Below are 25,020 nucleotides of genomic sequence, written 5' to 3' on the forward strand. Positions count from 1 at the left end.
GGCGGGTGGAAATTGGCCAGCAGGCCCGGCCCTTTCGCGGGTGAACCCGCTCCTACAAAGGCCTGTGCGTGTGTAGGAGCGGGTTTACCCGCGAATACGGTAGCGGCGGCAATGGTGATCGGCGGGTGGAAATTGGCCAGCAGCCCCGGCCCTTTCGCGATGAACCCGCGCCTACAAGGGGTGGGGCATGGGTGGTTACCTCATACCGGGTCGGCGTGCACCATCACGTCTGCCTGTGGGTAACGCTGGCGGATCACCCGCGAGGCCTCCACGCACAAGCTATGCGCCTCATGCAGCGGCAGTTGCCCCGGCAGTTCCAGGTGCAGTTGCACAAACCACTGGTTGCCCGACACGCGCGTGCGCAGGTCATGCACGCCTTTCACGCCTGCAACGGCCAGCACCAGCGCGGTCATCTCCTCGCCAACATCGCCGGGTAACGCCTTGTCCATCAGGATCGCCGTACTTTCGCGGGCAATTTGCAGCGCACTCCAGAGGATGTAAAAGGCGATGCCCAGGCCGAACAGCGCATCCAACTGAGGCCAGCCAAAACGCGCCAGCAACAAGGCCAGCAGAATGCTGCCGTTGAGCAGCAAGTCCGAGCGGTAGTGCAGGGAATCTGCCCGCACCGCAGTAGAGCCGGTGAGCCGGATAACCTTGTACTGCAGTGCCAGCAGGGCGACTGTCAGCACCAGCGACAGCAGCATCACCACAATGCCAATGGCGGTATCACCCAGCGGTTGCGGGGTGTACAAGCGCTCGATCGCTTGCACCCCGATCAGCACCGCACTGCCCCCGATGAACAGCGCCTGGGCCATGCCGGCCAAGGCCTCGGCCTTGCCATGGCCAAACCGGTGATCGTCGTCGGCCGGGCGCAGGGCATAGTGCACCGCCAGCAGGTTGAGGAACGAGGCCACTGCGTCCAGTGCCGAATCGGTCAGCCCAGCCAGCAGGCTCACCGACCCACTCAGCCACCAGGCCAGCGCCTTGCTCAGCACCAGGATGCTGGCCACTGCCAGTGACGCGCGTGTGGCCAGGCGCAGCAGGCGCTGGTGTTCAGCTGGGGTCGTGGTCATCCGTGGTCAGCGTCCGTGTGGCTCAGGCTGCCGGGACCAGGCCGAGGCTGGCCAGTTGTTCGATGCTGCCGCGGTGCTGGATCAGCCGTGGGTCGTTCAGCGGCAGGCGCTGGCCCAGTTCGCTTTCCAGAATGGCCTGCAACTTCAGGTTGTCGACCTTGCCATCGGGGCTGACGGCTTCTTGCAGTTTGGCGGGGTCGACCTGGGCAGTACGGCCACCCGGGTAGTAGATGGCGCCGGTGGCAAAGTCGATGCCGAAGGCAATGAGCCCCGGGATCACGTAGAAAAGAATACCGATGGCATCCATTGCAGCAACCACAGGGTCGATCTTGCCGCCGATCTGGCCGCGCCGGTCCGGGTAGAAAATGGTGCCGCAGGCCGTCAGTTGAGTCAGCAGGGTGGCGATGAGGGCGCCACCGATGACGCGGGTCGAGATGCGCATGTAAATCTCCGAGAAGGTGTTCAGCAGGACAAGCGATGCGCCTGCACCTGATGTTAAGACCATGATAGAGCAGGCTGGGTTCGCCGTTATACTCGCGACACTGTTCGAGGACCACCATGATTTCATTACCCATTGATGCTGCCTTGCCCGCCCTGCGCCAGGCGCTGGAAAACCGTGACGAAGTGGTGCTTGAAGCCCCGCCCGGCGCTGGCAAGACCACCCGCGTGCCACTGGCGCTGCTGCACGAACCGTGGCTGGCTGGGCAGACCATCCTCATGCTCGAGCCTCGGCGCCTGGCTGCGCGTGCTGCGGCCGAACGGCTGGCCAGTGAACTGGGCGAGCAGGTTGGGGAAACCGTGGGTTACCGCATCCGCCTGGACAGCAAGGTCGGGCCGAAAACCCGTATTGAAGTGGTGACCGAAGGCATCCTCACACGCCGTCTGCAAGCCGACCCGGCGCTGGAAGGTGTGGGCTTGCTGATCTTCGATGAATTTCATGTTTTGTCACTTTCACTGAAAAACCCCAATATCTTGTCAAAAAGCAGGGCATTCCCCTCCCTTCACTGAGCTCTATCTAGGACATCTCCCTAGGGCCCCCATCCTCTTTTTCCTTCCTTAAGCAACCTCGGTGCGATTCCAAATCCCACCCCCGGTAGGTGCCACGATCTCAAACCCAACCCACCTGATCACGTCGATCAGAGCAACACCCGGAAGCCCCCCAGACCCATCCCATGCATCAACATCATCACCCCTCCAACCATCGCAATCCGCTCGATTTCCAAGCATCATCAGCACATCCAAAATTCATCACCAGGACAGTGCATGAGCGGGCCGAAATCCAAGCCAAAAAACAGCGCAAAGAAGAAAGCCAAAGCCGCTCCAAAGCGCGACAACTTCCTAGGAACGACAACACAGAAGCTTCGTGATAGCGCTGGAAACGTGTGTTCCTTTCCGGGCTGCTACGTACATACCCATGGCGCGAAATCGAACGGAGAGGGCACTGTAGGCATTGGTGTCGCATGCCACATTAAAGCCGCTGCACCAGGCGGCCCACGATACGATGAGCACCAGTCCCCAGAAGATCGCAAGCACTTCGACAATGGCATCTGGATGTGCCAAACACATTCGAAGCTCATTGATGCTGACGAGTCCCCCTACAGTGTTAAAACGCTGCTCCAGTGGAAGCGCGATGCCGAGGCTAGATCCAACTCCCTCCTGAACCAAAAGAGCTTCACTGAGAAAGAAGTTAAAGCAGCTGCGGGTAAAGAATCAGCCGATCTGCTCCATCGATTTATTAACAGATCCGATGATCCGCTCCAAACACCGGTTGCGGAAATAATGAAGGGCTACGAATCTAACCTGGCCAACCTCGATCCGCGATTCACCGTCGAAGTGAATAAAATTGGAAGTGCTTTCACGCATTTGATCAGGGCAGTTGATGAAGACGTTAACGTCAACCTCGTCATCGAAGACGTAGATAAAATTGAAGGGTATTTGGCAGCCGAAAAGGCCTTCCTAGAAGAGGGTCGGGAACTGACCATTTCTGGTGCGCATTTTAAAATTGAAGGTTCCAAGCTGTTCGAAGCATTCCATAGCGGCATCAAGGGGATTGAACAAGCAGTGCTGACTATGTCGGCTCCTAGAAAGGAAGCTCGCGCGACGCTTTTTGTCAGAACCCCTGAGGGCCATGAAACCGTATTGGATGTGTTCCCTTGTTACTACTATTCTGGCTCACTTCGGACAGTGTTTGAAGGTAGTGCTTTCGATGGTTTCTTTAAGGTCAAAGCGTACTGCTCTCACGAAGGGCAAGATGCCAAGTTCGACTTGTTGTTCAATCTCGAGGCGTGGGTCGGGAAAAATATTCTTAATCTTCCCCGGTTTCAAAAACTCGCCAATGCTTCCAAGCTTTTAGATACAGGGCGGTTCGTAATTGAAATCGAAATTGCCGAGAATGCGAGCACATTCAGTTCGCAAGCCAACTCGCACAATGAGGTTATACACGCGCAGGTACAGTTTTTAATTGACTACATCGGTTTTGCCAGGGCAATAGCACAAAGGTGCGCTGAGCCTCTGATAATTAAGAATACCATGCTGAACCCGGCTACATATAAGCTCCTAAGAAATTATGCTCGACTAGGAAGTGGTTCGATTGAACGTACCCTACAGCCTACGAGGATATGTGTCGGGCCATTCGCGTATCATGAAGGTGCCTCTTTCGAAGAGATTGATAATAATCCTGGCGGGAAGATAATTCGGATTGCCGAAGGAGAAGGTCAGAAGTTTGAGGTTTTCGGTAGCATAATTCAGGTGCCGCGGGTTGTGAGGTTGTATTCGAAAGTTGAATATGTGTTTTATACTGAGATTGATGGCGAGCGAAATTCAAAAGTTGAAGTCCACGCTACATCGGATACCACGCTCTCGACTTTCTTAGAAGATAGTGATGTTTGGAGCGTTTGCCAGGAGGTGGACATTACTCCAGCTAGTCTAGAGCAGCAGGAGCCGCAGAGCTAAGGGCACAAGAGCCAAGCCGGCGTTGCCGGATGAGCGACTGCAAAATATGACGTGGCCCGACACAGCGTGACGGCGGCGACAAGAGAGTTTTTGCCACCAAAGCGCTCAGAGTTTGATCCCCTCTGCTCAACCTGGGGGCTGATCCTGAAGCCAATCGCGTGTAAGTGGGAAGGACACGATTGCTGCTGTAAGTGAGCGGGGCGCGTCGCCTTACGGGGCGGATGAGTGCATGGATGACAGAAACAAGAAAGCCACCTTTCGGTGGCCTTCAAGCAAGCTGCTAGCGCGTCGCAGTGATGGGGTACTGAGCGGCTAGCGGTGCTCGACTACAGTTACCAGGTCGAGCGAGCCGATGCCTTTCTCGACAACGTTCTTCGCCTTCTCCAGCATAGAAGCCCTAAGCTCTTCACGAGACATACGGCTATTGTAAATCTTCGCGAAAGCTTTGTTCTTCCGAGCATTGGAGACCTCAACTGCTACGTCACCTGTAGTCACAGTAACGTCTTCAGTTCTGGCAAGTTCGGTCATTTTAACTAGCCTCCATGTCGTTAGTTTCACGATATAAGAATATCATATCATGCAAATACGCGCAAATTGGTTGCAATAACTGTACAAATTGTGCGTTACGGCTATCACCCATAAGGATGTTCGCTTTGTTGTTGTAGATATTTAAGCATCCAATTGGGTGTGGCATCCCTTCACCATTATTACGAGAAACTAATGGAATGGAAAGAATGGACGTAGCGTAGCGATGAGAGTTGTAATAACGGGAGATGGTGGTTTTATAGTGTTCAGTTATATGCGGATTTTGCAGCGCCTCATCATCTAGCCACTGCTTGAAGTGTGTCCGAGAGTCTTCGATATATTGAGATGCCATGGTCGAGACCGCTACAGGCCCGCCGGGTAGGTTCGGGTGCGATTTGGCGTGATCCGACGCATCCATTTTGAACGGGAAGCAAATCGGCACGATATCGGTGTCCGGCTTTGCCAAAACCTGGGCGCCGACCAAGGTTGAGAGCTCAAGGTCTGTGATGTGTAGGATGCCGTCTGCGTTATCCAAGCGAGCATCGATGTTGGAGTTGAACAGGAAGAAGGGGCTGTCGTTTACCTGCTCCGAGTACTCCCTGCGGATGAGATCTTTGTCTTCCTCAATCATCATGATGTTGGCCCTGTACGTTTCGGAGGGCGCACTGTCCCAGTTCTGTGCCAAGACCAGGATCTTCGTGAGCATCATGCGGATGTCGCCTGCGAGACCTTTACGGGTCAACGGCGGCGCACCTTCTTCCAGTAGGCCCTCGTAAAGCTGCCGAATGTCGATCATCGCGTCACTATAGGCGGCGAGAAACTGCTTGGGCGGCATGGTGGTCAGGCGATCCTGTAGCTCTTTTTCCTTCTTCCGGGTTGAGGTGACGACCCCTACCTCACGTAAGAACACCAAGATGACTGCGGCGATGGAGAGCTGAATGGACGGCCACAGGTAGTCTGTTGCGAAGAACTCGGGCCAGGAGTGTACGGCGGTGTACTCGTTTTTGATGTCGCCGCTCATCACAGAAATCATCGCGGCGCTGCCGATGGTGAGTAGGGCGATGATCATGGAGCCCCAGGTGGTGCCCACCAGCATGCACATGCCCATGAAGACTTTCTTGATCTGACGTCCAGTCCAGAACGAGCAAGCCTTCGCGATGGCCCAGATTTTTCGCTTTGTTACCTGCCAGTCATCCACTATTCAGTCCCACGTAGTGCCGTTACGAATGGCCAATCGGGCCATGTCCCTTTCTCGCGTTCAGCTTCCAGCGTCTATCGAACTCCACTCACAAACCCAGCTAAAGACGCCCGCTTGGCCACCCAATAGCTGGTAGGATCTTGGCCGCCACCATTCGTCCCTTCATACAGTCAGGTTTGAACCAACCGTCGGATCTCTCGTTTCTCTGAAACCAGCAGGCCAGACAGCGTTGGCCCCGAAATCGGTGGGCTGGCAACGTTCACACACACAACCAGGCAATTGACGGTGTAAGCGGCTGTAATACCATGGCGTGATATTTAATTGCCTTCACAAGGAAAAGTACATGGCAACACGCTGCGTTGGTCTGATGGTAGGTTCCGGGGAAGTGACTGTCGTTGATACGCAGATTCCGGATGACTGTGATGCCCCTATCTCACTGGTTACCGATGTGACCTGGAAGCTGCCCACAGGGGATCGGCAGAAGGGATACGAAACGCTCTTCCATCGGTGCAAGGATTACCTAGAAGTGAATGGAATTGACCAGGTGGTGGTCAAGGCGAGCTCAGTACCTCAAGGCAAGGCCAACGGGGGGCTTCTCGATAGCGCAGAGCTTCGTGGTGTGATCATGTGCGCTGCTGCGTCTGCCTGTGAGACCCGTGTTCTCAAGAAAGAAGTGATCAGCCGAACCTACGGTCGGAAGGTCGATGATTGCGTGAACGACGATGCGTTTTGGGCAGAGAAGCTAGAGGGAGCGAAGCTGCGCAAGGGGAGTCGTGAGGCCGCAATGCTTGTGATTGCACACAGGGCTCGACCATGACCAGTGTCGTTCCGAAACTCCAAATCCTGGACAAATTGGGGAACGGGCACTTCGGTGAAGTGTTCCTTGGTCAAGACGCCGTTCATGGGCAAGTGGCAGTAAAAGTGGTTTCCCGTAAGGCGGAAAACGACGATGAAGAGTGGGTGGATATCAGGAGGGAATTCCTCGCCGAGGCTCAGCACCTGAAGACCGCCACTCACCGCAATGTCGTTCAGGTTTACGGTATAGACGAGGTGGAGGATGCCATCCGCTTCACGATGGCGTACTGCCCTGGTGGCTCCCTGCAAGCTCATTTTGAACGGGGGCCGATGACTCTCGCTGCCGTGCGGAAGGTCGCGATCGATGTGCTGATCGGGCTGCACGCATTGCACGGGCGCGAGATGCTTCACAGGGACATCAAGCCAGGCAACATCCTGCTCGACCATCTCGGCATGGCAAAGCTCGGTGACTTCGGTCTGGTCACCGACAGGTTGCTCCTTGGCTACGGCTCAGCTGCGGGGTACGCAGACCATATTGCTGTGGAGGTGTGGCAGGGCAGTGGTACCAGTATCAAGAGCGATATCTGGGCCTTGGGTATGACGCTGTTCCGGTTGTTGCACGGACAGGTCTGGTACGTGTTCCAGAACGAGTGTCCTGCAGATGTCATCGCCCAAGGCGGCTTCATTGAACGTCTGCGCTGGCTGCCACATGTTCCCAAGCCGTGGCGTAAGGTCATTCGAAAGATGATGGCCGATAACACCAACGATCGTTATGCGACTACCCAAGAGGTACTCAATGCCATTTCGGCTTTGCCGACTGAGCCTGAGTGGACAGTGCCTATCGTGACTGAGGATCTGGTGAGGTGGGAACTGCAGTCGCCCAAGCGGCTAAACGTCGTTGAGTGGAACATTCATGGTCAACGCCAGCATGAGTGGCGGGCCTGGAGCCAACCGTTGGGCAAAGGTAACAATCGGAGCCTGGGCGCATCCACGAAGGTCATAGGCCGCAATCAGGTTGATCGCGAACTGGAAGCGTACTTTCGGTAAGCGGTGCTTTAGCCGGCAGCGCTTCGCAGGCGGCGAGGTAGTAGGTACCCGCCGCTGAAGTCGGCAGCGCTCAGCGGCTTAAGCTGGAAGTGAGCCTCAGCAAGGGCGCGACGAGCATCAGCACAACAAGGGCAGTACGATTTGAGCGCGTCGATGCCTTCCGCTGGTTGCCAGGTGGCACCACAGAACGCACATCTAGGCGACGTAAGCCTCAGGTTGGGAAGCCGCTTGCTCATTCGAATCCTTCCTGTCGCCTCAGCGACGAACGTGGGCATTGTGGGCGTGCATTTTTTCGGCGGCAAAGCTTATACGAGATCAATCCATTTGGCCTACGTATTCGCCGAAAGGTCATTCTGCACGGATGCTGCTTACTAATACTGTATACATGAACAGGTTTTGTGGCTAGGGGCCATTACAAAATTTGAAAACGCACTCTCATGTCGAATTTCGAGAGGCGTTTCCCAAGAGGTTTAGCAGATAAACCCAATCGCAGCACGGTTGAGGCTGCACATGAGAGGGCACGGGGTTCGTGAGTCCTCATCCATCGCATCTACCCATGGTGAACCTTTGTATACTGCGCTCCTGCCGCAGGAGTACACATGAGTTCGTTGCCAATCAACGCCGCGTTGCCGGCCCTTCTTGAAGCCCTTCAAAATCGAAATGAGGTGGTGCTTCAAGCACCGCCTGGCGCCGGTAAAACGACTCGCGTTCCGCTTGCCTTGCTCAATGAACCATGGCTCCAAGGGCAGACGATCATCATGTTGGAACCTCGCCGTCTTGCTGCGCGAGCTGCTGCGGAGCGAATGGCCAGCGAGCTAGGTGAGAAGGTCGGTGAGACCGTTGGCTATCGGATTCGCCTGGACAGCAAAGTCGGGCCAAAGACGCGGATCGAGGTGGTGACTGAAGGAATACTGACGCGTCGTCTGCAGAGCGATCCTGCACTTGAAGGTGTGGGGCTCGTAATCTTCGACGAATTCCATTTGCGAAACCTAGATGCCGATCTCGCCTTGGCGCTGACGCTCAATGGGCGCGAGCTTTTCCGGGACGATGCCCCGCTGAAGGTGCTGCTGATGTCGGCAACGCTCGAAGGTGAAAGGTTATCGCGCCTGCTGAATGACGCTCCGATCGTGACGAGCGAGGGACGCATGTTCCCGGTCTCGACAGTCTGGGGAAAACCTCAGCAACCTGGAGAATACATCGAGCCGCGAGTCATCAGTGCGTGCCTTGAAGCACTTGCTGATCAGCCTGGCAGCTTGCTGGTTTTCCTTCCTGGTCAAGCCGAGATCCGTCGAGTCGTAACAGGCCTGGAAGATGCTTTGACCCAGTCTCCATCACTTCAGCGTGATGTACTTCTTTGCCCTCTTCACGGCGAGCTCGACTTGAGTCAGCAGCGCGCTGCAATAGATCGAGCACCGGCAGGAAAGCGGAAGGTTGTACTGGCCACGAACATCGCTGAGACCAGTGTCACCATCGACGGCGTGCGTGTCGTTATCGATGCAGGTCTTGAACGTGTACCACGTTTCGATCCTCGCAGCGGTATGACACGGTTGGACACCCAGCGCATATCGAAAGCCAGTGCTATTCAACGTGCTGGTCGAGCAGGGCGGGTCGAGTCAGGTGTGTGCTACCGACTTTGGTCTGAAACCCAGCACGACCAAATGGCGGGTTTCAGTTCGCCCGAAATTCAACAAGCGGATCTCACAGGTTTGGCCCTGCAGCTTGCTAAATGGGGCGTCCAGCCAAGTGACTTGAAGTGGCTTGATGCTCCGCCTACAGCTGCTTACTCGCAAGCGAACGATTTGCTTCGACGGCTTGGCGCCGTGCAACCAGATGGGCAATTGACTAGGCACGGCCAAGCTATGGCTGAGCTGCCGAGTCATCCTCGGATCGCACAATTGCTACTGCGGGGACATGAGCTGGGTCTGACTGAGACAGCGTGCAACATCGCCGCGTTGCTCGGCGAGCGCGATATTCAGCGAGGTGGTGGTGCAGACCTTCATAGTCGCTTGGCCATTCTCTCTGGTGAGCAACGAGCTCAACGAGGAGAGCAAGGCGGTGCTCAAAGAGCGAAGCAACTAGCGAGGCAATACCGGTCGTACTTGCGCGGCCCAGCATCGCAACCAGTCGCTGATCCCGACCACCCAAGGTGGGTGGGCTGCTTGCTTGCCTTGGCGTATCCAGACCGTGTCGCACAGCAGCGTCGTGCCGGTGGGGCTGAATATCGCTTAGCCAATGGTCGAGCTGCGATGTTCACCGAAGCTGATGCACTGATGAAGCATTCTTGGCTGGTGATCGCCGACTTGGGAAGCCGGCAGGGCCAGCGTGAGGAGCGGATCTACCTAGCTGCCGATCTGGATGAAGCGTTGTTCGACACTGTCCTTCAAGAGCAGGTCTCCCGGGTGGATGAACTTGATTGGGATGAGCGTGAGGGTGTGCTTCGCGCCGAGCGGCAGGTGAAAGTCGGGGAGTTGATTTTGTCGCGTGCGCCTCTGGCCGACCTAGGCGATGAAGCGCGCGTTAAGGCCTTGCTCAACTACGTTCACCGGAAGGGACTGGAGCTTCTTCCGTGGACGCCCGAACTTCGTCAGTGGCAAGCCAGGGTTGAGCTGCTGCGCCTGTTGGATGAAGAGTCGGGTAAGCAGAGCGAATGGCCCGATCTTCGTGATGATGCTTTGCTAGCGTCGCTCGAGGATTGGCTCGGCCCCTATGTCGGTAAGGTCACACGGCTCAGTCATTTTGGTCAGCTCGATCTGTCTTCTATCATACGCAACCTGCTACCGTGGCCTCTTCCGCAGCAGTTGGAAGCGCAGGCGCCCCAGACGGTTTCGGTACCGTCCGGGTCGAATATTCGAATTGACTACAGTGAGCGTCCGCCGGTTCTTGCAGTGAGATTGCAGGAGCTGTTTGGCCAAGCAGATACGCCACGGATTGCTAATGGTCGCCAAGTTCTCAAGCTGCATTTGCTATCCCCAGCGCGCCGCCCAGTACAGGTGACACAAGATTTGGCGAACTTCTGGGCGTCAACCTACATTGAGGTGAAGAAGGATTTGAAAGGTAGGTACCCAAAGCATTTTTGGCCTGATGATCCACTTGTTGCTCAAGCCACAGCGCGGGCAAAGCCAAGAGGCACCTGATCTACCTTCATTGTGTCGTGGAAACAATTTGTCATCTATTAACCGGCTGCGGTCAGCTTGAACGATGGCGTTTTGCCCTCATTTCGCTGTTGTGCGCGGCCTTGATTTCGTACTGAAGCATGTGGTGTACCTCATCCGAAATGGGCGACGTCACCTACATCGATTACGTCCCTGAGCTGCGCCTCCAATCTTATGAGGCGTACATCGATGGAAAAGAAATACACAATTGAGCGTTCACTGCTCAAGCGGGGCGATATCGTCCTGACTGCTGAGAACACCTTGATCAGCAAGGGAGTGCGACTGGGTACCGCATCACGCTACTCGCATGCGTCGATCTGGGTGGAAGGTACGCTGATCGAGGCGGTACAGGCAGGGGTCTTCTCGAAGAACCCTCAGCGGATCATTTTGGATAAGCCGAGCCACTGTGTGGTACTTCGGAGCAAGAAGCCTCTGAGCGACGAAGAGATCGAGCAGATCTGTCAGTACGCCCACTCCCAAATCGGTTCCCTGTACGCCTTGGATGAGGCGACCCTCGCTCTTCCACGTCGGTTGATGAAGCTCGAATCCACCAAGAAGCAGTTCTGTTCACGGCTGGTTGCTCTGGCTTATGCACAGATCGACTACGACTTCATCAACCTTGGCTCACCCCACTACTGCACGCCGGGCAAGCTCGCCAGAACCAAGGCATTTGAGGTGGTTCCAGGGATGATCCGAGAGGCCCTGCCTGGTGAGATTGAGTTCGCGAAGACTCACGACCCGATCAAGCAGAATGCCGAGCAGACCTTTGAGTGGCTGGCGAAGGTCAGGGCCTTGGTCAAATCCAAGCCAGAGCTTAACGCCCAATTCGACATCCAGACTGTGAATGATGTCGGAGCTCTGTTGATTGAGCGGCCTGAGCTCGATGAGATCGTGGTCGGCTACCTGCACGAGAATGAGTACCTCACCTATTACAACCATGACGTGAAGGTGAATCCCTACCGGTACAACCATGAGTGGCTGACGATGGAGGTGCGCAAAGCAACTGACCCAGCCGCCGTTATGGAGACTGAGCTGAAGAAAGAGTACAGCTTGGCTCGGCGCCATTCGCAGAACATTGATAACACCATCCAGAATTATCTCTCGACTGGCCTGGGCTTCATGATGGAGCACCTCAAGCTCTACCAAAACCTCATTCAGGGTGTTTGGGTGCGCCTCAACCATATCGCCATCGCCTCTGAGGCTGTAGGGCTGACCGATGTTGCGCATCGTGCTCGTGTATTGATGTCGGAGATTGATGGGCCGATCGAGCGTGGGATGCGGGTCATCAAAAACCCTCAGCTTGCGCAGTTGGTGAGGATGCAGATGGCTGAAATAGTGGATTGAGCGGAACCCCGATTATCTTCAATCGGTACCTGAGCTTCGGGTACCGATCTCTGATCCAGCCTTGATGCTCGAGGCTGAGCTCATCTCCAAATCCTTGCCATGCCATCAGTGCACCTGGTCGCCGATCCAGATCCTATGGATTTTGAGCAGGCATGTGCCAGATCTTGTGCACCGTGGACTTGGGTATGTCTAGCTTTACCGACGTCTCTTTCTGACTCAGCCCTTCGGCTTTGCAAGCCAGTACTGACCTGATTCTATCGGCCGGAATAGGCGGCTTGCCTGTTTTGGCTGTGATCAACTCGCCACCTGTGAACTGGGCAGAAATGTTTTCCATCACGCCCATATCGCGCAGCTTCGTGAGCTCAGACCACAAGTACGACATGTACTGCTCAAGAGATTCCTGGCGTTCGTAGCTCGAGGCAGCTGCCAGCAGTGCCACCATGTCAACGTCCAACCGTTCGCTGATCCCCTCGAGCATTTCCACTGTGGGGTTCGATTTCCCGTGCTCGAGGTTATGCAGGTGCCGGGCCTCCACGGTGGTTCTGAACTGCTCTTGGGATAGGCCGCGTGCAGAGCGCGTCGAGCGGAGAACTGCGGCCAATGTGTATCGCGATGGCATTTGCGCTTCCCAAAGGGAAGGATAAGGCCATATCGAAAAATCCACATCTACGAAATATAGTAAGTGTATGGGGATTGATGGTATGGTTGCTTTGCCGTTCCAAGAGGACGGAAGAGTGGTGAAGGGACAATCACAGTCCGGTAGAAAGTTGTCAATTTATATGAATTGTTGTCGGGCTTAACACTAGCTTAGAGCCCGAGAAATAAGCGGGGTATAGCCTGTGTTAGTAACTAAGCGGACTGATCTGCAGGGGCAATTTTTGGCACCGGATCACCTGCGTTTGCTCTGGGATTCAGCGAGCCTGAACCCGGATAATTACTACTTTGTGGTGGAAGGAAGCGGCTTTGTGGACGGGTGTCTTGGGCCTTCTATGCGTATCGTCTCAAGCGTCGAAGCTGTCGATTCGCTGTGTAAAGGGGACGCCGTTGAATTCTTGAGCGTGAACAAGGTTCAACTGATGGCACCACCATCGATGACAAAGCAGGATGAGTTTTCCATGCAGGTGCTCTCGGAAATTCGCATTCAGGAAGGCAGTCAGCCGAAACCTATCTACGAGTTTGTCACACGTGATGGAAAGGTTTACTCGAGCGCGAGGGGCTGAGCGATGGCTGCCTCTTTGAAAGAGATCATGTCTTTCCTCTACGGTGCCGGTGATCTAGTTGAGGGGTGGGATGGTGACCCTGCAGATCTAGTTCAGGCAGCGCAGCAGCGCTTCCCTGGCAAACCTTTTTGCTTGGTCAGGCAGTGGGTCTGGATCGACGTTGTTACCAGTGAAGGTGAGCTAGCGCCGGCAGAAGTCCCGCCAATGGTGATCTTTGCTCATGAGGTTGTTCAGGATAGCCGGCGCCGGTTCGATCCCGGTCACTGGGTGCGTACGACCTACGCAGTCTCTCATCCGGGTCAGTGCATTTTTGAAACCAGGAGTACGGCCTATTTGCTTCTGGGGGATGGGTATCGGAAAGAGGCGAGCCTTGATGTTGTCTTCTCGCTCCACCCGTAGAGCTAGCCCGGCTGTCCTTCGGACAAGCCTTGAAAAGGCGACGTTATCAATGTCGCGTGGAGTAGGAGTGACCGATGAGAGTTAGGATTTTCTCCGATCTCCATCTCGAGTTTGCGAGCTTTGAGCCCCCTCAGGTAGATGCAGATCTTGTTGTACTGGCCGGTGACATCTCTGTTCGCTGCCGCGGTGTCGAGTGGGCTAACCAGTCATTCACTTGTCCAGTCGTCTACGTCGCTGGTAACCACGAATTCTATAAAGGGCATCTCACGAGCACTCTGAACAAGATGCAGGAAGCGGCGGCGGCGCATGTGCACGTCCTTGAAAATCAGGTGCTGGTCGTCGGCGATGTTCGGTTTCTGGTGACAACAGCGTGGACAGATTTCACGTCGACAGGCGACTACAAGGCAGCCATGAGAGTCTGCGCGGAATGGATGAACGACTTCTCCCGAATCCGTATTGGAGAAGGTTTCCGCAAGCTTCGACCTGCTGATGTGATAGGCAAAAACATCTCAAGCCGAGACTTCTTGGCTACTGAGCTCGGCAAGGATTTTGCGGGGAAGACGGTTGTGATCACGCACCATTGCCCTATTCCCGAGGTGGCCGGCGATGGTCATGAAGGACATCTCGCCGCTGCCTACTACAACCAGTGGCACGACCTCATTCAGCTAGCGGACGCTTGGATTTTCGGTCACACCCATCACGCCATAGATACGGTCATTTCAGGGTGTCGCTTGGTGTCGAACCCGAGAGGTTATCCGGGCGAAAAATCGGGCTTTATACCTGATTTTACTATTGAGATCTAACACAACAGACATCGCTGATGCGCTCAGCTCTAGGATCACTGGGATGGTTGAGATCAGCGGTATGACACAGGAAGTAGGGATGTCGGACAGAAGAAATGAGCAGTGCGGTAAGGAGCTCTCTGCTTTTCAGTTGAAGAGAATGATTCGTGCCATGGCTCGGAACCACTCAGTGCCCATCAGGGCGTACCTCGGTGACGTGGTTATCTCTTCAGATTGCGCTGTCGGAGTTGTGGTTAGTCAGGCCGTGCCTAGTCATGGTCATTACGCCGGGGGATGCACACTGCAGACCGAGCCGATTTACAACTTGTCGAAAACGGGTCGGTTCTGGATGGTTTCTACCAAGGAAGGGCACTACGTGTTGACGTCGTTCAATCGCGAAATGGGTCGAGCCAGTCTGCGTGCTTTGATCGTGACAGCCGATAGCAACGATGCGCCTTCGGCATCCTAGCCAAGCGCCTCAGCGGGCGCTTGGATGGGCGACCGATAAATCAATTGAGCGTCGAAAGGAGAGCGCGCAGGAAATCCTGCCGACGATGGATGCTGCTCAGTATCACGTAGTCGCGTTCGCTGTCTGGTCGTAAATGGCCGCATTCAACTAACCCCAGGATGAAGCCTTCGGCCACGCCCCGAGCTTCGCGGAGATCTTCTGGTGTAGTGCTCCTGTGAATGTTGTCGACGAGGCGCTTCCAGCGATCTGCTTGACGCTTTCCGATGGGGTCGGTCGAGAAGCACGGTGCGCGCAGCAGAGACGTGTAATAGCTAGGAACCGAGGGGGTGCTCAAAGAGGGTGCTCCGATGGAGAGGGCTACGGCAAGGCTATCATGCGCCTATTCATTCGCCTGTTAATTGGCCGCCTTGGCGCGCGTGGCTGAGATGCGGATGAAGCGCGCGATCTAGGTCAGCGATGCTAAATGCCGCGTTATCGGAGGGCCGCAATGAAGGTTACGCAGCCAAGTGAAAACGACCAGGTCGTTGATGTGATATGCGACGCCTGCGGGATGTGCGCGCGAGGTAGCAACGGCGAGCTCCAGTTCGGAGCGATGCACGCTTCTTGGGGAGAAGGCTCAGGGCACAGTGGCGAGGAGTACGAGCTTCATTTATGCGAGAGCTGCTTCTTCGCGCAGATATCAGCGATCAAGCGGGCAAGGTGGCTTGGCCAGATGTTCGACGAAGAGGGGGACACCATCCTCTTTAATGATTCGTTTGGGCGGATTGCAAATGGCAAGCCTGGAAACGGTGGTAGCGAAAGTCGGTGAGCTCCCTCTGGTGTTGATATGACCCATAGATTATCGAGGTGGTAGATGGCTGAGAAACGAGCTCCACTGTCGACGCGGCATGTAGATCAAGATGCGCCGGCGTCTGTACCAAAGACTGTAGCGAAAGCCATGAAGATCGATTTTGGAGTGCCGGTCACAGCTTACATTTCAGCTGCAGCCTATGGGTCAGGGGACATTTTTCTGGAGGGCTTGGTGTTCGCTGATCGAGAATGTCGCTTTGACGATGGTGACATAATTCGCACCTCTATCATCCTCGATAGCAGGACTGTCGAGGGGTTCCTGGTGGTTAGGACGTTAAGCAGCCTTTACGTGGTTTGCGACTGGAGGGGCGGCCGAGTTTCTGAAACCTCAATCGCTGGACATTGAAGCGCCCAAGACGTGAGGAGGTGGGGTGAGAGAAGCACGAAGCATGGTGCGTGGCCTTACGGTACGGCTGTCGTGAACTAAGTCCAGCTTCGTTGGCCTCGGCCCTACGCGCTCTGCTTGGTAGCCCGCTTCGCGGAAAATTCGACTTTATGGAACAAATGCCTGAATGGTCGAACACGAGCTATCAAGGCGTCGTGTTCAACCCACGATAACACTATGCTTCGCAGTCGAGTGCATTCAGGCGCTGCATGGCACGCTTTGCATCGTCAAGAATGTCATCGAATATCTGTTCCACTGGCTGCACTGCATTCGCAAAAACTGCCGATGGCCCGTAGTCGAGCATACCGATGCTGCTATCACCCGTAAGGTAAGCCTGGGTAGTTAATTTGCCCATGACGTGCGGGCGGTAGTGTTCAAAATCGCTAGTACCAGTCGCATCAATGGCAGCCACGGCTTTCGCGCTTTCGTTGTTCAAAACCCGGTGATGTTGGCGTAGGCCGGTCTTGACGATGACGCTGTCCGTGCCATCGCTGTTCACCAGTAGATCCTTGTACTGGCGGTGAATCCACAGCTCTTCCGATACCAACATCCTGGTGCCCATCAAGATCGCGTCAGCACCCATCACCAAGGTGGCGGCGAGTTGGCTCCCTGTTCCCATCCCACCGCCAATCACAAGGGGTATGGATAGCTCCCGTGAGGCTTGAGGGGCCTGCACCATGCTGCTGATACCGTAGGTTCCTGGATGGCCTCCGGAATCATTGCCAACAACAATCACGGCATCAACGCCCAGGCGTTCGGCTGACCGGGCGTGTCGGACGGCTGAAACCTTGTGCAGCACTTTGATGCCGGACTCCCGGAGAGCAGGAAGGATTGCCTCGGGGCTACCACCGGAGGTCTCGACGCAAATGACATCCTCTTCAGCCAGGATTTTCACCTGCTCCTGAATGCGGTTGGCTGCATTGGGCTGACCAGATATGTAGAGATTCACACCGAACCTTTTTCCAGGTGCCAGCTGCCGGCACTTACGAAGTTCCTCGCGAAACTGCTCCGGATCAGGGTAGGCAGAAGCAACGATGAAGCCCATTCCCCCAGCATTGACCACAGCCGCTACGTAGGTCGCGTCTGAAACGCCAGGCCCCATCCCGCCGCAAAGGATTGGATGGCGGATGCCGAGCATTTCGGTGATACGAGTCTTGAACAATGGGCTTCGCATCAGAGCACTCCAGGTCTTCCACGGCGGTGGGTGAATACCCGGGCCGGGCGAAAAGGTTGGATCACAGGAATCCAACTGTTTAACTGAACAATGCTTCAGCGGTAAAGCGCATTCGAGACGATCCTTGCCCCCGGGCGGCAACACGGATGAACATGCCGTGTGTCACGCAGGAAAATGAGCTGAGCGCCCCGTAAAATCTCGTGAGATGAGTGAGATTCCCGCTCTTCTCATATCAAGCAAGCACAGCAGGTGATTGGCATGAGGAGGGCAAGTCGCGGGTAGACATCAGAATGCCCGCGACAAACGATATTTTCTAGTGTTTGTTAAATCCGGCAAATGGCTTAAGGTAAACTACCTGGGCCCCTTTAAGTGTTTCTTTGAGTTTTGAGGATGCCTCACCGTGGATAAAGAAGCTTTCGGTTTCCGTAAATTTAGCGAAGCTCTCAGCGTATGGAGGGAATGTGTGGGTTAGATGGAAAGCTGCTGCCGCCGAATCTACATATCTTTCATGTATAAAAATAGTGCTTTCATCGTCGGATACGAAGTATTCGTAGGTAAGCGAGCCTTCCTCCTGTTCAGTATCGGCAACGAGCTGCTGCACGATTTTTAGAAGCGCCGCAATATTCGATGGTGAGACTTTCAGGGATAGGGTGAAGATTACTTGTTTGCTCATTCGTGACAGGTTCTCGAACGTGATATTGAAGGGAGGTCTGTGTGCAAGCGTGATAGGCCCGGCTCACAATAAGCCCCTTGATTTGAAAAGAGCCACGGAGCGCAATGCTTCGATGCTGAGGCAGGCGGCGTGTGCTTAGGCGCAGCGAAGCGATCTCTGGAGCGTACCGCTTGGCCCGCTTCTCCATAAGGTCTTCGGTCATTCCGCATCCAGTTCTGGTACGTATGGGCAACGAGGCCAGCACCTAGACGGTGACCTGAGACAGACGCCATCTTCACGCTAGCACAATGAGCGGAGTTATTTATTTCATCTATGAAATAATGTTTTTCATACTTGGCTATTCATTCCATTGTTTTGAGAGGCTAGTTTCGTTCCCGTGCCTGGTCTGAATGCAGCTGCACTTGGGTAGCGTTGATGTTGAGCCGCTTGTGGTGCGCTGTGCAGGGGGAGAAGCCTCAATAGATTTTACTTCCATGCATCCTTGAGCTCTGTTCAAGAGTTTTTTGCAAGCAATACCGCTATTAAAAATAAAAAGAAGAGGTTGCCATGCAAAGTGAAACAGTCTTGCGCGTTGCAAGTCTCCGGAAAACCTATGGTTCTTTTGAAGCGCTGAAATCGATTGATTTCGAATTGCGTTCAAGTGAAATACATGGGTTGTGCGGCGAGAATGGGGCGGGGAAAAGTACCCTCGTAAAAATATTGGGTGGGATCATTCCTTCCACGTCAGGCGAGATCATCGTAGATGGTCAACTGCTTCGATCCGGAAAGCGTACAGATCCTTCTCTAATCTCCATCGTTCACCAGGAGCTCTCGATCATTCCCGCCCTGTCCGTTCTTGATAACGTGCTCATGGGCCATGCTCGGGTAAAACAGCTGTACCTGCGTAAAAAGCATGCCTCTGAGGTTCGTCAGCAGCTTGACGCTCTCGGCCTGGAGCATCTTGATCTCTATACCCGTGCGAGCGACACGTCTCTTGCTGAACAGCAGCTCATCGAGATCGCCCGCTGTGTGTTGCACGGTGCGAAGGTGCTCATTCTTGATGAGCCAACCGCAACGCTGGCCGATAGCGAGATCATTCGGGTCTTCAAGGCTGTTTGAGCTCTACTTTTTGGCTGGCAGTCGGATCGGAATGGTATATCTGCGGGCTATCCAGCCTTCCAGGGACTCACCAGCGACATCTACAGACACTCGAATCCAGACCTCGCCATCCTCCAGAACCTCAAGTAGGGCGCCCTTCTGGGGCAAAGCCTTGATTTCAGATTGTTCTGATGGCTCGGTTCTCAAGTTTACCTTGTCGCCAGTGAGCACCCTGTGCCCTTCGAGCAAGCTGAGTTTGTCCACGGGAATCGTGGCTAGAGTTTCGGTGATTTCTGTCGAGCTTTTCACTCCGGACAATTTCTCTTGTACGAAGTCGTATGCCTGCCAAAGATCTATGATATTCACGATCGCACTGGCCATGCTGATCAGGAACACGATGCAAGCAATCAGACGGGCTCTGGAGACTGCGGGTAGATGCTCAACTGTATCCCCACGGTCTAACCGTTCGACTATCTGACCGTCCACTGCGGTGGCTTCGAACTCTTCAAGCTCACCGCTTTCAATCAAATCCAGCGGGGCATCGAATGCAGCTTCACGCAGCAGCAGAGCAAGGTCAGGTGCTTCGTCAGAGGCGAGATAGCTCAGCAACGGTGAATTCAGCTGTCCCCACGAGGTGACAGCTGCTGCAGCCATACGCAGGGCCGACCGGTTTGTTAACGAATCTAGCCTGGCAAAAGCACTTCTCCAGGAAGCGAGGTTCAGCGAATCCAGTGCTGCTCTGGCTGATCGCAAGCTGGAATTATTGAGGGAGTTGAGTGCAGCCGCAGTCGCTCTCCATGAAGCGTTGTCCATGGCGTCGACGGCAGCCATTGCCTGCTTCCAAGGCGGGTTTTTTATCGACTCGATAGCTGCTACGGCCTGTCTCAAGGACGAGCTATTGAACGAATCGACCGTCGCCATTGCCAGCTTCATGGACGGAATGTTCATCGACTTTACCGCCGCCATCGCCTGCTGCAAGGACGAGCTGTTCATTGACTCAACTGCTGCCAAGGTCGGCCTCAGAGACGAGCTGTTGAGCGATTCAACCGCAGCTCTTGCCTGTAACAGGGAGGAGCTGTTCATCGACTCAGCTGCCGCCAATGTCTGCCTCAGCGGCGAGTTGTTCATGGATTCAACCACTGCCCTGGCCTGCTGCAGAGACGAGGTATTCATCGACTGAACTGACGCCAGGGCTTGCTTCCAAGACGGGTCTTTCATCAGGTTCAGAGCAGAGATCGTCTTTCTCCACGGCGCGTTTCCAATTGCATCGAGTGTGGCTCTCGCTTGCTTCAGGGTCGGAGAATCCAGTATGTCCCGAGCATGCGCTAAAGTCCGGGCGGCTTCTTTTGGGCTCTGCGGTGCTGGCTCAGCTTCGCCAGTCGCATTATCCAGATCAAGGACGAAGGCCTCGGGCTTGGGCTTAGCAGCGGCTGCCCCCGCCCCCTGATTGTCAACTGCTTCGTGTGCAGCAATGCCGGATCCAAGGATAGCTTGATCGAGTTCGTTCTCTGAGCTTTCGGAGCTCTTTTTCGGTTTGCCTGCACTGCTGCTCGGAGCCTGGCTCTTGTCTTTCACTCGATCACCATCCTTCTGCGGCCTCTGGCATGGGGCCTGGATGGAGGCGATTCTAAGCCATTTTCATCCATTGCTGGCTGACCGTAAAACAATGAAACAGCGGCATTCTCATTCGGCCAGTCCGCCGTTTCGGACACTCTGCACCCCTCATGAGATGGCACCCAACCGTCGTTTGTCCGGCTCGAAGAGTCCGGCTACTTGTGGACGCCTTTCGTTGGACGTGCGGCTCAGGGGATCGGAGATGCGAGGTGGTGGAGGGGGCGGGCATCGGGTCGATGAGAGGGCGCGTGCATCTTCTGCATGGGACAGGGACTTGCATTGAGGCGAAAGAATTCCATCAAATTCTGGCCGGGTTCAAAGTTGAGGCCTTACACAACAATCCTCATTGGGATTAGGAAATTGACGTCAAACAAATCACATTAAGAGGATGCTCTTAGCATACCGTTTTTATACTCTGTCAGAGTATGCGGATTACATACCGTTAAACATTCTTTGCGATTGTCGATTTCGCAGTGTTACTATCTGGCCGACCAAATATTTAGAGCTGTATTTTTGTACAGTGTCAGCATCTGATGGCTGTGCTTTTGTACAGTGGCGACTACGTATTCGAATATCGAAGGGCAGCAGTACTGAAGCGACCCTGGATAACTTACGTGCCTATTAGGGCGCTCGCGGAATCTTTATGGACAAATCTCCTGACAAATTACCTTTTGACGCGACAAAGTTATTCGAGGCGCTCCAGTATCAGCTCGTCGTTGCGCTTGAATATTGCTACCAGCTCGAAAAGGGCAAGCGCCTATGGATCGAGGTCTACGGCGACGTGACGCTGGAAGACGTAGTTCAGGTAGAGGTCAAGCTTTACACCGGCACCCTGCGGGACGGGCATCAAAATATCTGGAACACGATCAATAACTGGCTGCATCCAGCGTTTGACCATCGAGCCTATGAGAGCCTGATGCTGGTGACAAACCAGCAGTTTTCAGCGAGGTCGACCCTGAAGGATTGGAATATCAGCACCGCCGCTGAGAAGCATGCTTTGCTCGCTGCCATCTACGAGCCCGCCGAGAAGAAGTTCGCTGCTTCCAGCGGCAAAGAGCCGTCCGAGGGCCTGGTGCTGCAGCGTTCCGTCATGGATCTCGCGCTGAAGGATGACCTCTTGGAGATTTTGGACAAGGTCGTATTCCTCACCGGATCGCCTTCGCTCCAGCAACGCATTCACGACTTCAAGGTTCGTCACCTCAAGGCGATCCGGGAGTCCAAGCATCAAAGCTTCATCGATGACATTCTCGGCTTCATCGGCAGTACCAAGTACATAGAGGCAGGCTGGGAGATCACCTGTGAAGAGTTCACCGCCAAGGTCGCTGAGCTGACGAAGCGCTATATGTCGCACTCCAGCATCTTCCCGGAGGTTGATGTCGATGCTTTGGAGCAGAGTATCGACCTCGCAGAGATCGCTGACCGACCTTTCGTGAAGAAAATCTTTGAGATCGAAGGCGAGAAGCGGCTCAAGAAGGCTGCCTTGGAGCTGCTGATCGCCGGCGAGGTCATTGACCAGCTGTACACGGACAGCCTGGCTTCGCCACTCGACATCAAGCGCTACCAGAAAAACCACTTGGATCGTCACCAGGATGGGCGGCAGGAGGCGATGATCGACTGCATGGGTGAGACGTGCCCGATTCAGCTCAAGCGCCATTCCTTGAAGTTTTTCTTCGCCCAGCATTCTGCTCAGGTCGAGAGGCTGAAAACCTTTGAAGACACCACCACGGAATTTCGGAATGGCATCTACCACATGCTCGCCGATGTGAAGGCCGACAAGGTGGAAGATGAGTTCTACTGGAGGCTCTGGGATGAGTAAAAACGCTGCGGATCACATCTACACTCTGCGCCGAACCCCCTTTGCTCTCGCGCCGGTGATCCATTCCTTCTATGACCACTGGGATGGCACCGAGAAGGACGTCTTGCTCAGCTACCTGATCCTCCCGCTGGTGACGTACAAGCCGCTTCACAAATTCCTGCATAACGCCAACAGGAATAGCTCGATGCGTACGCTGCTGCAGGAGCCAAGCCGCGTTCTAGGCCTTGAGCTGCGTATCGAAGAATTCAAGCCAATCACCAATGCAGCGCTGCTGATCCTGACGTCAGAACGGGGTATTCAGATCGCCGACGACATGTCGGTCGCGTCGCAGGGGAAAATCCGGGAAGAAAACGCCGACGAGAAGCTCATGAAGTACGCAAGAAAGCTGGCGGTGGTTTTCAACGGGGAAAGTGTCGTTTCCATTTACAGGTCGCTGGGGCTCAAATCGCTATGAATTGCTACGTTAGCTACATCGGTGTCGTGGACAAGGACAAGGAGCTGCACTACGTCCCGCTGACCCCAGGCCTGAACATCATCACTGGCAGGTCGTCGACCGGTAAAAGCGCGATCCTGGAAATCTTCGATTACTGCTTGGGTAGCAGTGAGGACACCATTCCGGACGGCAAGCTGACCGACCGTGGCGAAATTTTTTTCACCGTCCTACAGTTCCCCGAGCTGACCCTCGTGGTGGGGCGAGTGGCGGCGTCGAAGCGTTGCTTCCTGCGTGAGGCGATCGGGCCAGGCGCTGAAGAGATCATCGAGACCATGAAGCATGTCGACTACTTCTTCGAGGATCGGTACTTCATCCACCGAGACCAATATCTCAAAAGCCTTGGGAGGTTTTTCGGCGTAACACTGGAGAACATTGACGTCGACCCTATGTACCAGCAGGTCACCGGCGCGAAGGGTGCAACGCCGTCGGTACGCAGCTTCCCGTCGCTGATGCTCCAGCACCAGAACCTGGTGGCGAACAAGCACGCGATTTTCTACCGATTCGACGAGAAAGTTAAACGTGATCAGGCGATCGATCACTTCAAGATCCTGATGGGGATCGTCGGCGAGGAGTACTTCGATATCGCCAAGGAGCTGACCGAAGCCAACTACGAGCTGCGTCGGGCCAGGCTCAAGATCACCAAGGATGACAAGCAGAAAGAGATCACCATCAGGAAGTTCGATGATCTGCTTTCAGAGTACAAAGCGCTCGCAGGTAAGCCTCTCTTCGACAAGACTGCCGAGGAGATATACATCAAGCCTCAGGCAGCGTTGCGCTTGCTGCAGGACGCCCCGGTCTTGGTCGATGGCCTAGCTGATGATTACCAGACCACCCTGAACACGCTGCGTGAGAAAAAGGCCAAGTATGTTCTGGAATTGCGCTCGGCACTGGGTAGGAGCGACCTTCTTGAGCGCTCTGCCAAGCAGGCAAAAGGGATCGGTGCCAACTTTGCATCGCTGCCGGTACCGCGCTCGACCAACCTTGAACACACCTTCTGCCCGGTGTGCGAATCTCATTCCGACATTCCGGAAGACCAGGCCAACAAGCTGACCGAGGCCATCGAATGGCTGAACGGCCAACTGAAGCTTTCGTCTTATGCGAGAGAAAGCTTGGGCCAGGAAAGCCGCGACCTGAAGGATGAGATCAAGGGCATACGCCTCCAGATCAGGGAAGTGCAGGCTGCACTCAGACCGTTCGAAGAGCAGGAGGCGCGGCGCGCAGAGGCGAACGCTCTGGAGGATGCTCCCAAGAAGACGAAGATGCGGCTTGAGATCGAGATCGAGAAATTCCTTGAAGATCTACCTTCCGAGTCGAAAAGCATGGTGGAGTTCTGGGAGCATAAAGTCGCCCAGCTGAAGGCCCTTCTTGGCTCTTATGATGTCGAGGTCGAACTCGACCGCCTGACCCGCGACATCAACAAGATGATGAAGGAACTGGGTAAGGGCTTCCCCTTCGAGAAGCATTACAGGACGGGCTCACTCAAATTCGACCTGAACACGTTCGATTTGTGGCACGAAAAGGACGCGTTCAAAAAAGTGTTCCTGCGATCCATGGGTAGCGGTGCCAACTGGCTGTACTCCCATCTCACGCTGTTCATGGCACTCCATTACCAATTTGCAGCGCGAGCAAAGGACTGCAAGATTCCACCGATCCTTTTTCTCGATCAGCCGACCCAGGTCTACTTCCCTTCAGCTGACCATGGGGATGAGTTCGACCCGGCGAACCTCCGCTCGGATGAGAACAAGGGGGTGGATTGGCATGATGACCTGGATGCAGTGGCCAACATGTTCACCCAGCTTGCCCGATTCTGCGATCAGACCAAGCACGAGACAGGTGTGATGCCGCAGATCATCGTCTGCGATCACGCGGATCACCTCGAGTTGGGAGAGGGCTATCGCTACAACGACTTCGTTCGCGCCCGGTGGCGTCAGCGTGGGCTCATAGCAGACTGATCACCAGATACAGTCAGCTATCTCGCCTGAG

21 protein-coding genes and 1 pseudogene are annotated in these 25,020 nt (G+C 54.9%); 14 read left to right on the forward strand and 8 right to left on the reverse strand.

Features of this window, described 5'->3' with window-relative positions; all coding sequences use genetic code 11:
* Positions 1–200 precede the first annotated feature (200 nt).
* Positions 201–1,073, reverse strand: coding sequence for a cation diffusion facilitator family transporter (locus ACF8EF_RS16855; RefSeq protein ID WP_392461703.1), 873 nt, complete (start codon positions 1,071–1,073; stop codon positions 201–203).
* Positions 1,074–1,095: 22 nt separating this feature from the next.
* Entirely contained in the window at positions 1,096–1,515 is a 420-nt protein-coding gene (locus tag ACF8EF_RS16860; protein WP_014592516.1) for a hypothetical protein, read from the reverse strand.
* Between the two features lie 116 nt (positions 1,516–1,631).
* Here ACF8EF_RS16860 and ACF8EF_RS16865 point away from each other — a divergent pair.
* Together ACF8EF_RS16865 and ACF8EF_RS16870 are read left to right on the forward strand one after the other, a co-directional pair.
* Positions 1,632–2,024 (forward strand): annotated as a pseudogene (locus ACF8EF_RS16865) (DEAD/DEAH box helicase); the annotation flags it as partial.
* Positions 2,025–2,336: 312 nt separating this feature from the next.
* Positions 2,337–4,025, forward strand: coding sequence for a hypothetical protein (locus tag ACF8EF_RS16870; protein WP_392529211.1), 1,689 nt, complete (start codon positions 2,337–2,339; stop codon positions 4,023–4,025).
* A 312-nt stretch (positions 4,026–4,337) separates the two neighbouring features.
* Here ACF8EF_RS16870 and ACF8EF_RS16875 read toward each other — a convergent pair whose 3' ends face one another.
* Together ACF8EF_RS16875 and ACF8EF_RS16880 are read right to left on the reverse strand one after the other, a co-directional pair.
* On the reverse strand, positions 4,338–4,553 hold the full coding sequence (locus ACF8EF_RS16875; RefSeq protein ID WP_028697843.1) for a hypothetical protein: 216 nt from the start codon (positions 4,551–4,553) through the stop codon (positions 4,338–4,340).
* Position 4,554: 1 nt separating this feature from the next.
* Positions 4,555–5,748 carry a hypothetical protein gene (locus ACF8EF_RS16880; protein ID WP_392529213.1) on the reverse strand — a complete coding sequence of 398 codons (1,194 nt, stop codon included), beginning with the start codon at positions 5,746–5,748 and terminating at the stop codon, positions 4,555–4,557.
* A 343-nt stretch (positions 5,749–6,091) separates the two neighbouring features.
* On the opposite strand from ACF8EF_RS16880, the gene ACF8EF_RS16885 reads away from it, so the two are divergent.
* The 4 genes from ACF8EF_RS16885 to ACF8EF_RS16900 all read left to right on the forward strand — a co-directional run bounded on the left by ACF8EF_RS16885 (position 6,092) and on the right by ACF8EF_RS16900 (position 12,086).
* The gene (locus tag ACF8EF_RS16885) at positions 6,092–6,565 is read left to right on the forward strand and encodes a hypothetical protein (protein WP_028697841.1); all 474 of its coding nucleotides are present in this window, start codon (positions 6,092–6,094) and stop codon (positions 6,563–6,565) included.
* Positions 6,562–7,590, forward strand: coding sequence for a serine/threonine-protein kinase (locus ACF8EF_RS16890; RefSeq protein WP_392529214.1), 1,029 nt, complete (start codon positions 6,562–6,564; stop codon positions 7,588–7,590). The genes ACF8EF_RS16885 and ACF8EF_RS16890 overlap by 4 nt, the downstream gene beginning before the upstream one ends.
* 599 nt (positions 7,591–8,189) lie before the next feature.
* Entirely contained in the window at positions 8,190–10,724 is a 2,535-nt protein-coding gene (gene hrpB, locus ACF8EF_RS16895) for an ATP-dependent helicase HrpB (RefSeq protein ID WP_392529216.1), read from the forward strand.
* A gap of 207 nt (positions 10,725–10,931) precedes the next feature.
* On the forward strand, positions 10,932–12,086 hold the full coding sequence (locus ACF8EF_RS16900; RefSeq protein ID WP_392529218.1) for a YiiX/YebB-like N1pC/P60 family cysteine hydrolase: 1,155 nt from the start codon (positions 10,932–10,934) through the stop codon (positions 12,084–12,086).
* A gap of 133 nt (positions 12,087–12,219) precedes the next feature.
* Here the strand turns inward: ACF8EF_RS16900 and ACF8EF_RS16905 are convergent, their stop codons facing one another.
* Positions 12,220–12,564: a sigma-70 family RNA polymerase sigma factor gene (locus tag ACF8EF_RS16905; protein ID WP_392529273.1), complete on the reverse strand. Its 345-nt coding sequence runs from the start codon at positions 12,562–12,564 to the stop codon at positions 12,220–12,222.
* Positions 12,565–12,964: 400 nt separating this feature from the next.
* Between ACF8EF_RS16905 and ACF8EF_RS16910 the strand changes: the two genes are divergently transcribed.
* From ACF8EF_RS16910 to ACF8EF_RS16925, 4 genes are all read left to right on the forward strand, one after another.
* Positions 12,965–13,306 carry a hypothetical protein gene (locus ACF8EF_RS16910; protein WP_392529219.1) on the forward strand — a complete coding sequence of 114 codons (342 nt, stop codon included), beginning with the start codon at positions 12,965–12,967 and terminating at the stop codon, positions 13,304–13,306.
* Between the two features lie 3 nt (positions 13,307–13,309).
* Positions 13,310–13,705, forward strand: coding sequence for a DUF6957 family protein (locus tag ACF8EF_RS16915; RefSeq protein ID WP_392529221.1), 396 nt, complete (start codon positions 13,310–13,312; stop codon positions 13,703–13,705).
* A gap of 74 nt (positions 13,706–13,779) precedes the next feature.
* Positions 13,780–14,508, forward strand: a complete 729-nt coding sequence (locus ACF8EF_RS16920; protein ID WP_392529223.1) for a metallophosphoesterase family protein — start codon at positions 13,780–13,782, stop codon at positions 14,506–14,508.
* 935 nt (positions 14,509–15,443) lie between these two features.
* Entirely contained in the window at positions 15,444–15,764 is a 321-nt protein-coding gene (locus ACF8EF_RS16925) for a hypothetical protein (protein WP_392529224.1), read from the forward strand.
* A gap of 601 nt (positions 15,765–16,365) precedes the next feature.
* On the opposite strand, the gene ACF8EF_RS16930 is transcribed toward ACF8EF_RS16925, so the two are convergent.
* Together ACF8EF_RS16930 and ACF8EF_RS16935 are read right to left on the reverse strand one after the other, a co-directional pair.
* A complete protein-coding gene (locus ACF8EF_RS16930; RefSeq protein ID WP_392529226.1) occupies positions 16,366–17,364 on the reverse strand; it encodes an NAD(P)H-dependent flavin oxidoreductase in 999 nt (332 codons plus the stop codon).
* 313 nt (positions 17,365–17,677) lie between these two features.
* A complete protein-coding gene (locus ACF8EF_RS16935) occupies positions 17,678–18,037 on the reverse strand; it encodes a putative quinol monooxygenase (RefSeq protein WP_392529227.1) in 360 nt (119 codons plus the stop codon).
* A 546-nt stretch (positions 18,038–18,583) separates the two neighbouring features.
* Here ACF8EF_RS16935 and ACF8EF_RS16940 point away from each other — a divergent pair.
* A complete protein-coding gene (locus ACF8EF_RS16940; protein ID WP_392529229.1) occupies positions 18,584–19,135 on the forward strand; it encodes an ATP-binding cassette domain-containing protein in 552 nt (183 codons plus the stop codon).
* A 3-nt stretch (positions 19,136–19,138) separates the two neighbouring features.
* Here ACF8EF_RS16940 and ACF8EF_RS16945 read toward each other — a convergent pair whose 3' ends face one another.
* Complete coding sequence (locus ACF8EF_RS16945; RefSeq protein ID WP_392529231.1) at positions 19,139–20,689, reverse strand: SH3 domain-containing protein; 1,551 nt, start codon at positions 20,687–20,689, stop codon at positions 19,139–19,141.
* Between the two features lie 682 nt (positions 20,690–21,371).
* Here ACF8EF_RS16945 and ACF8EF_RS16950 point away from each other — a divergent pair.
* From ACF8EF_RS16950 to ACF8EF_RS16960, 3 genes are read left to right on the forward strand one after another with little or no spacing between them, the layout of a single operon-like run.
* The gene (locus tag ACF8EF_RS16950) at positions 21,372–22,544 is read left to right on the forward strand and encodes a hypothetical protein (protein ID WP_392529232.1); all 1,173 of its coding nucleotides are present in this window, start codon (positions 21,372–21,374) and stop codon (positions 22,542–22,544) included.
* Positions 22,537–22,998 carry a three component ABC system middle component gene (locus tag ACF8EF_RS16955; protein WP_340623416.1) on the forward strand — a complete coding sequence of 154 codons (462 nt, stop codon included), beginning with the start codon at positions 22,537–22,539 and terminating at the stop codon, positions 22,996–22,998. Before ACF8EF_RS16950 ends, ACF8EF_RS16955 begins: the two co-directional genes overlap by 8 nt.
* Positions 22,995–24,989, forward strand: a complete 1,995-nt coding sequence (locus ACF8EF_RS16960; RefSeq protein ID WP_340623415.1) for a DUF3732 domain-containing protein — start codon at positions 22,995–22,997, stop codon at positions 24,987–24,989. The genes ACF8EF_RS16955 and ACF8EF_RS16960 overlap by 4 nt, the downstream gene beginning before the upstream one ends.
* Positions 24,990–25,020: the final 31 nt, after the last annotated feature.

It is taken from the genome of Pseudomonas sp. zjy_15 (genome assembly GCF_043101865.1).
GTDB classification, from domain to species: Bacteria; Pseudomonadota; Gammaproteobacteria; order Pseudomonadales; family Pseudomonadaceae; genus Aquipseudomonas; species Aquipseudomonas putida_Y.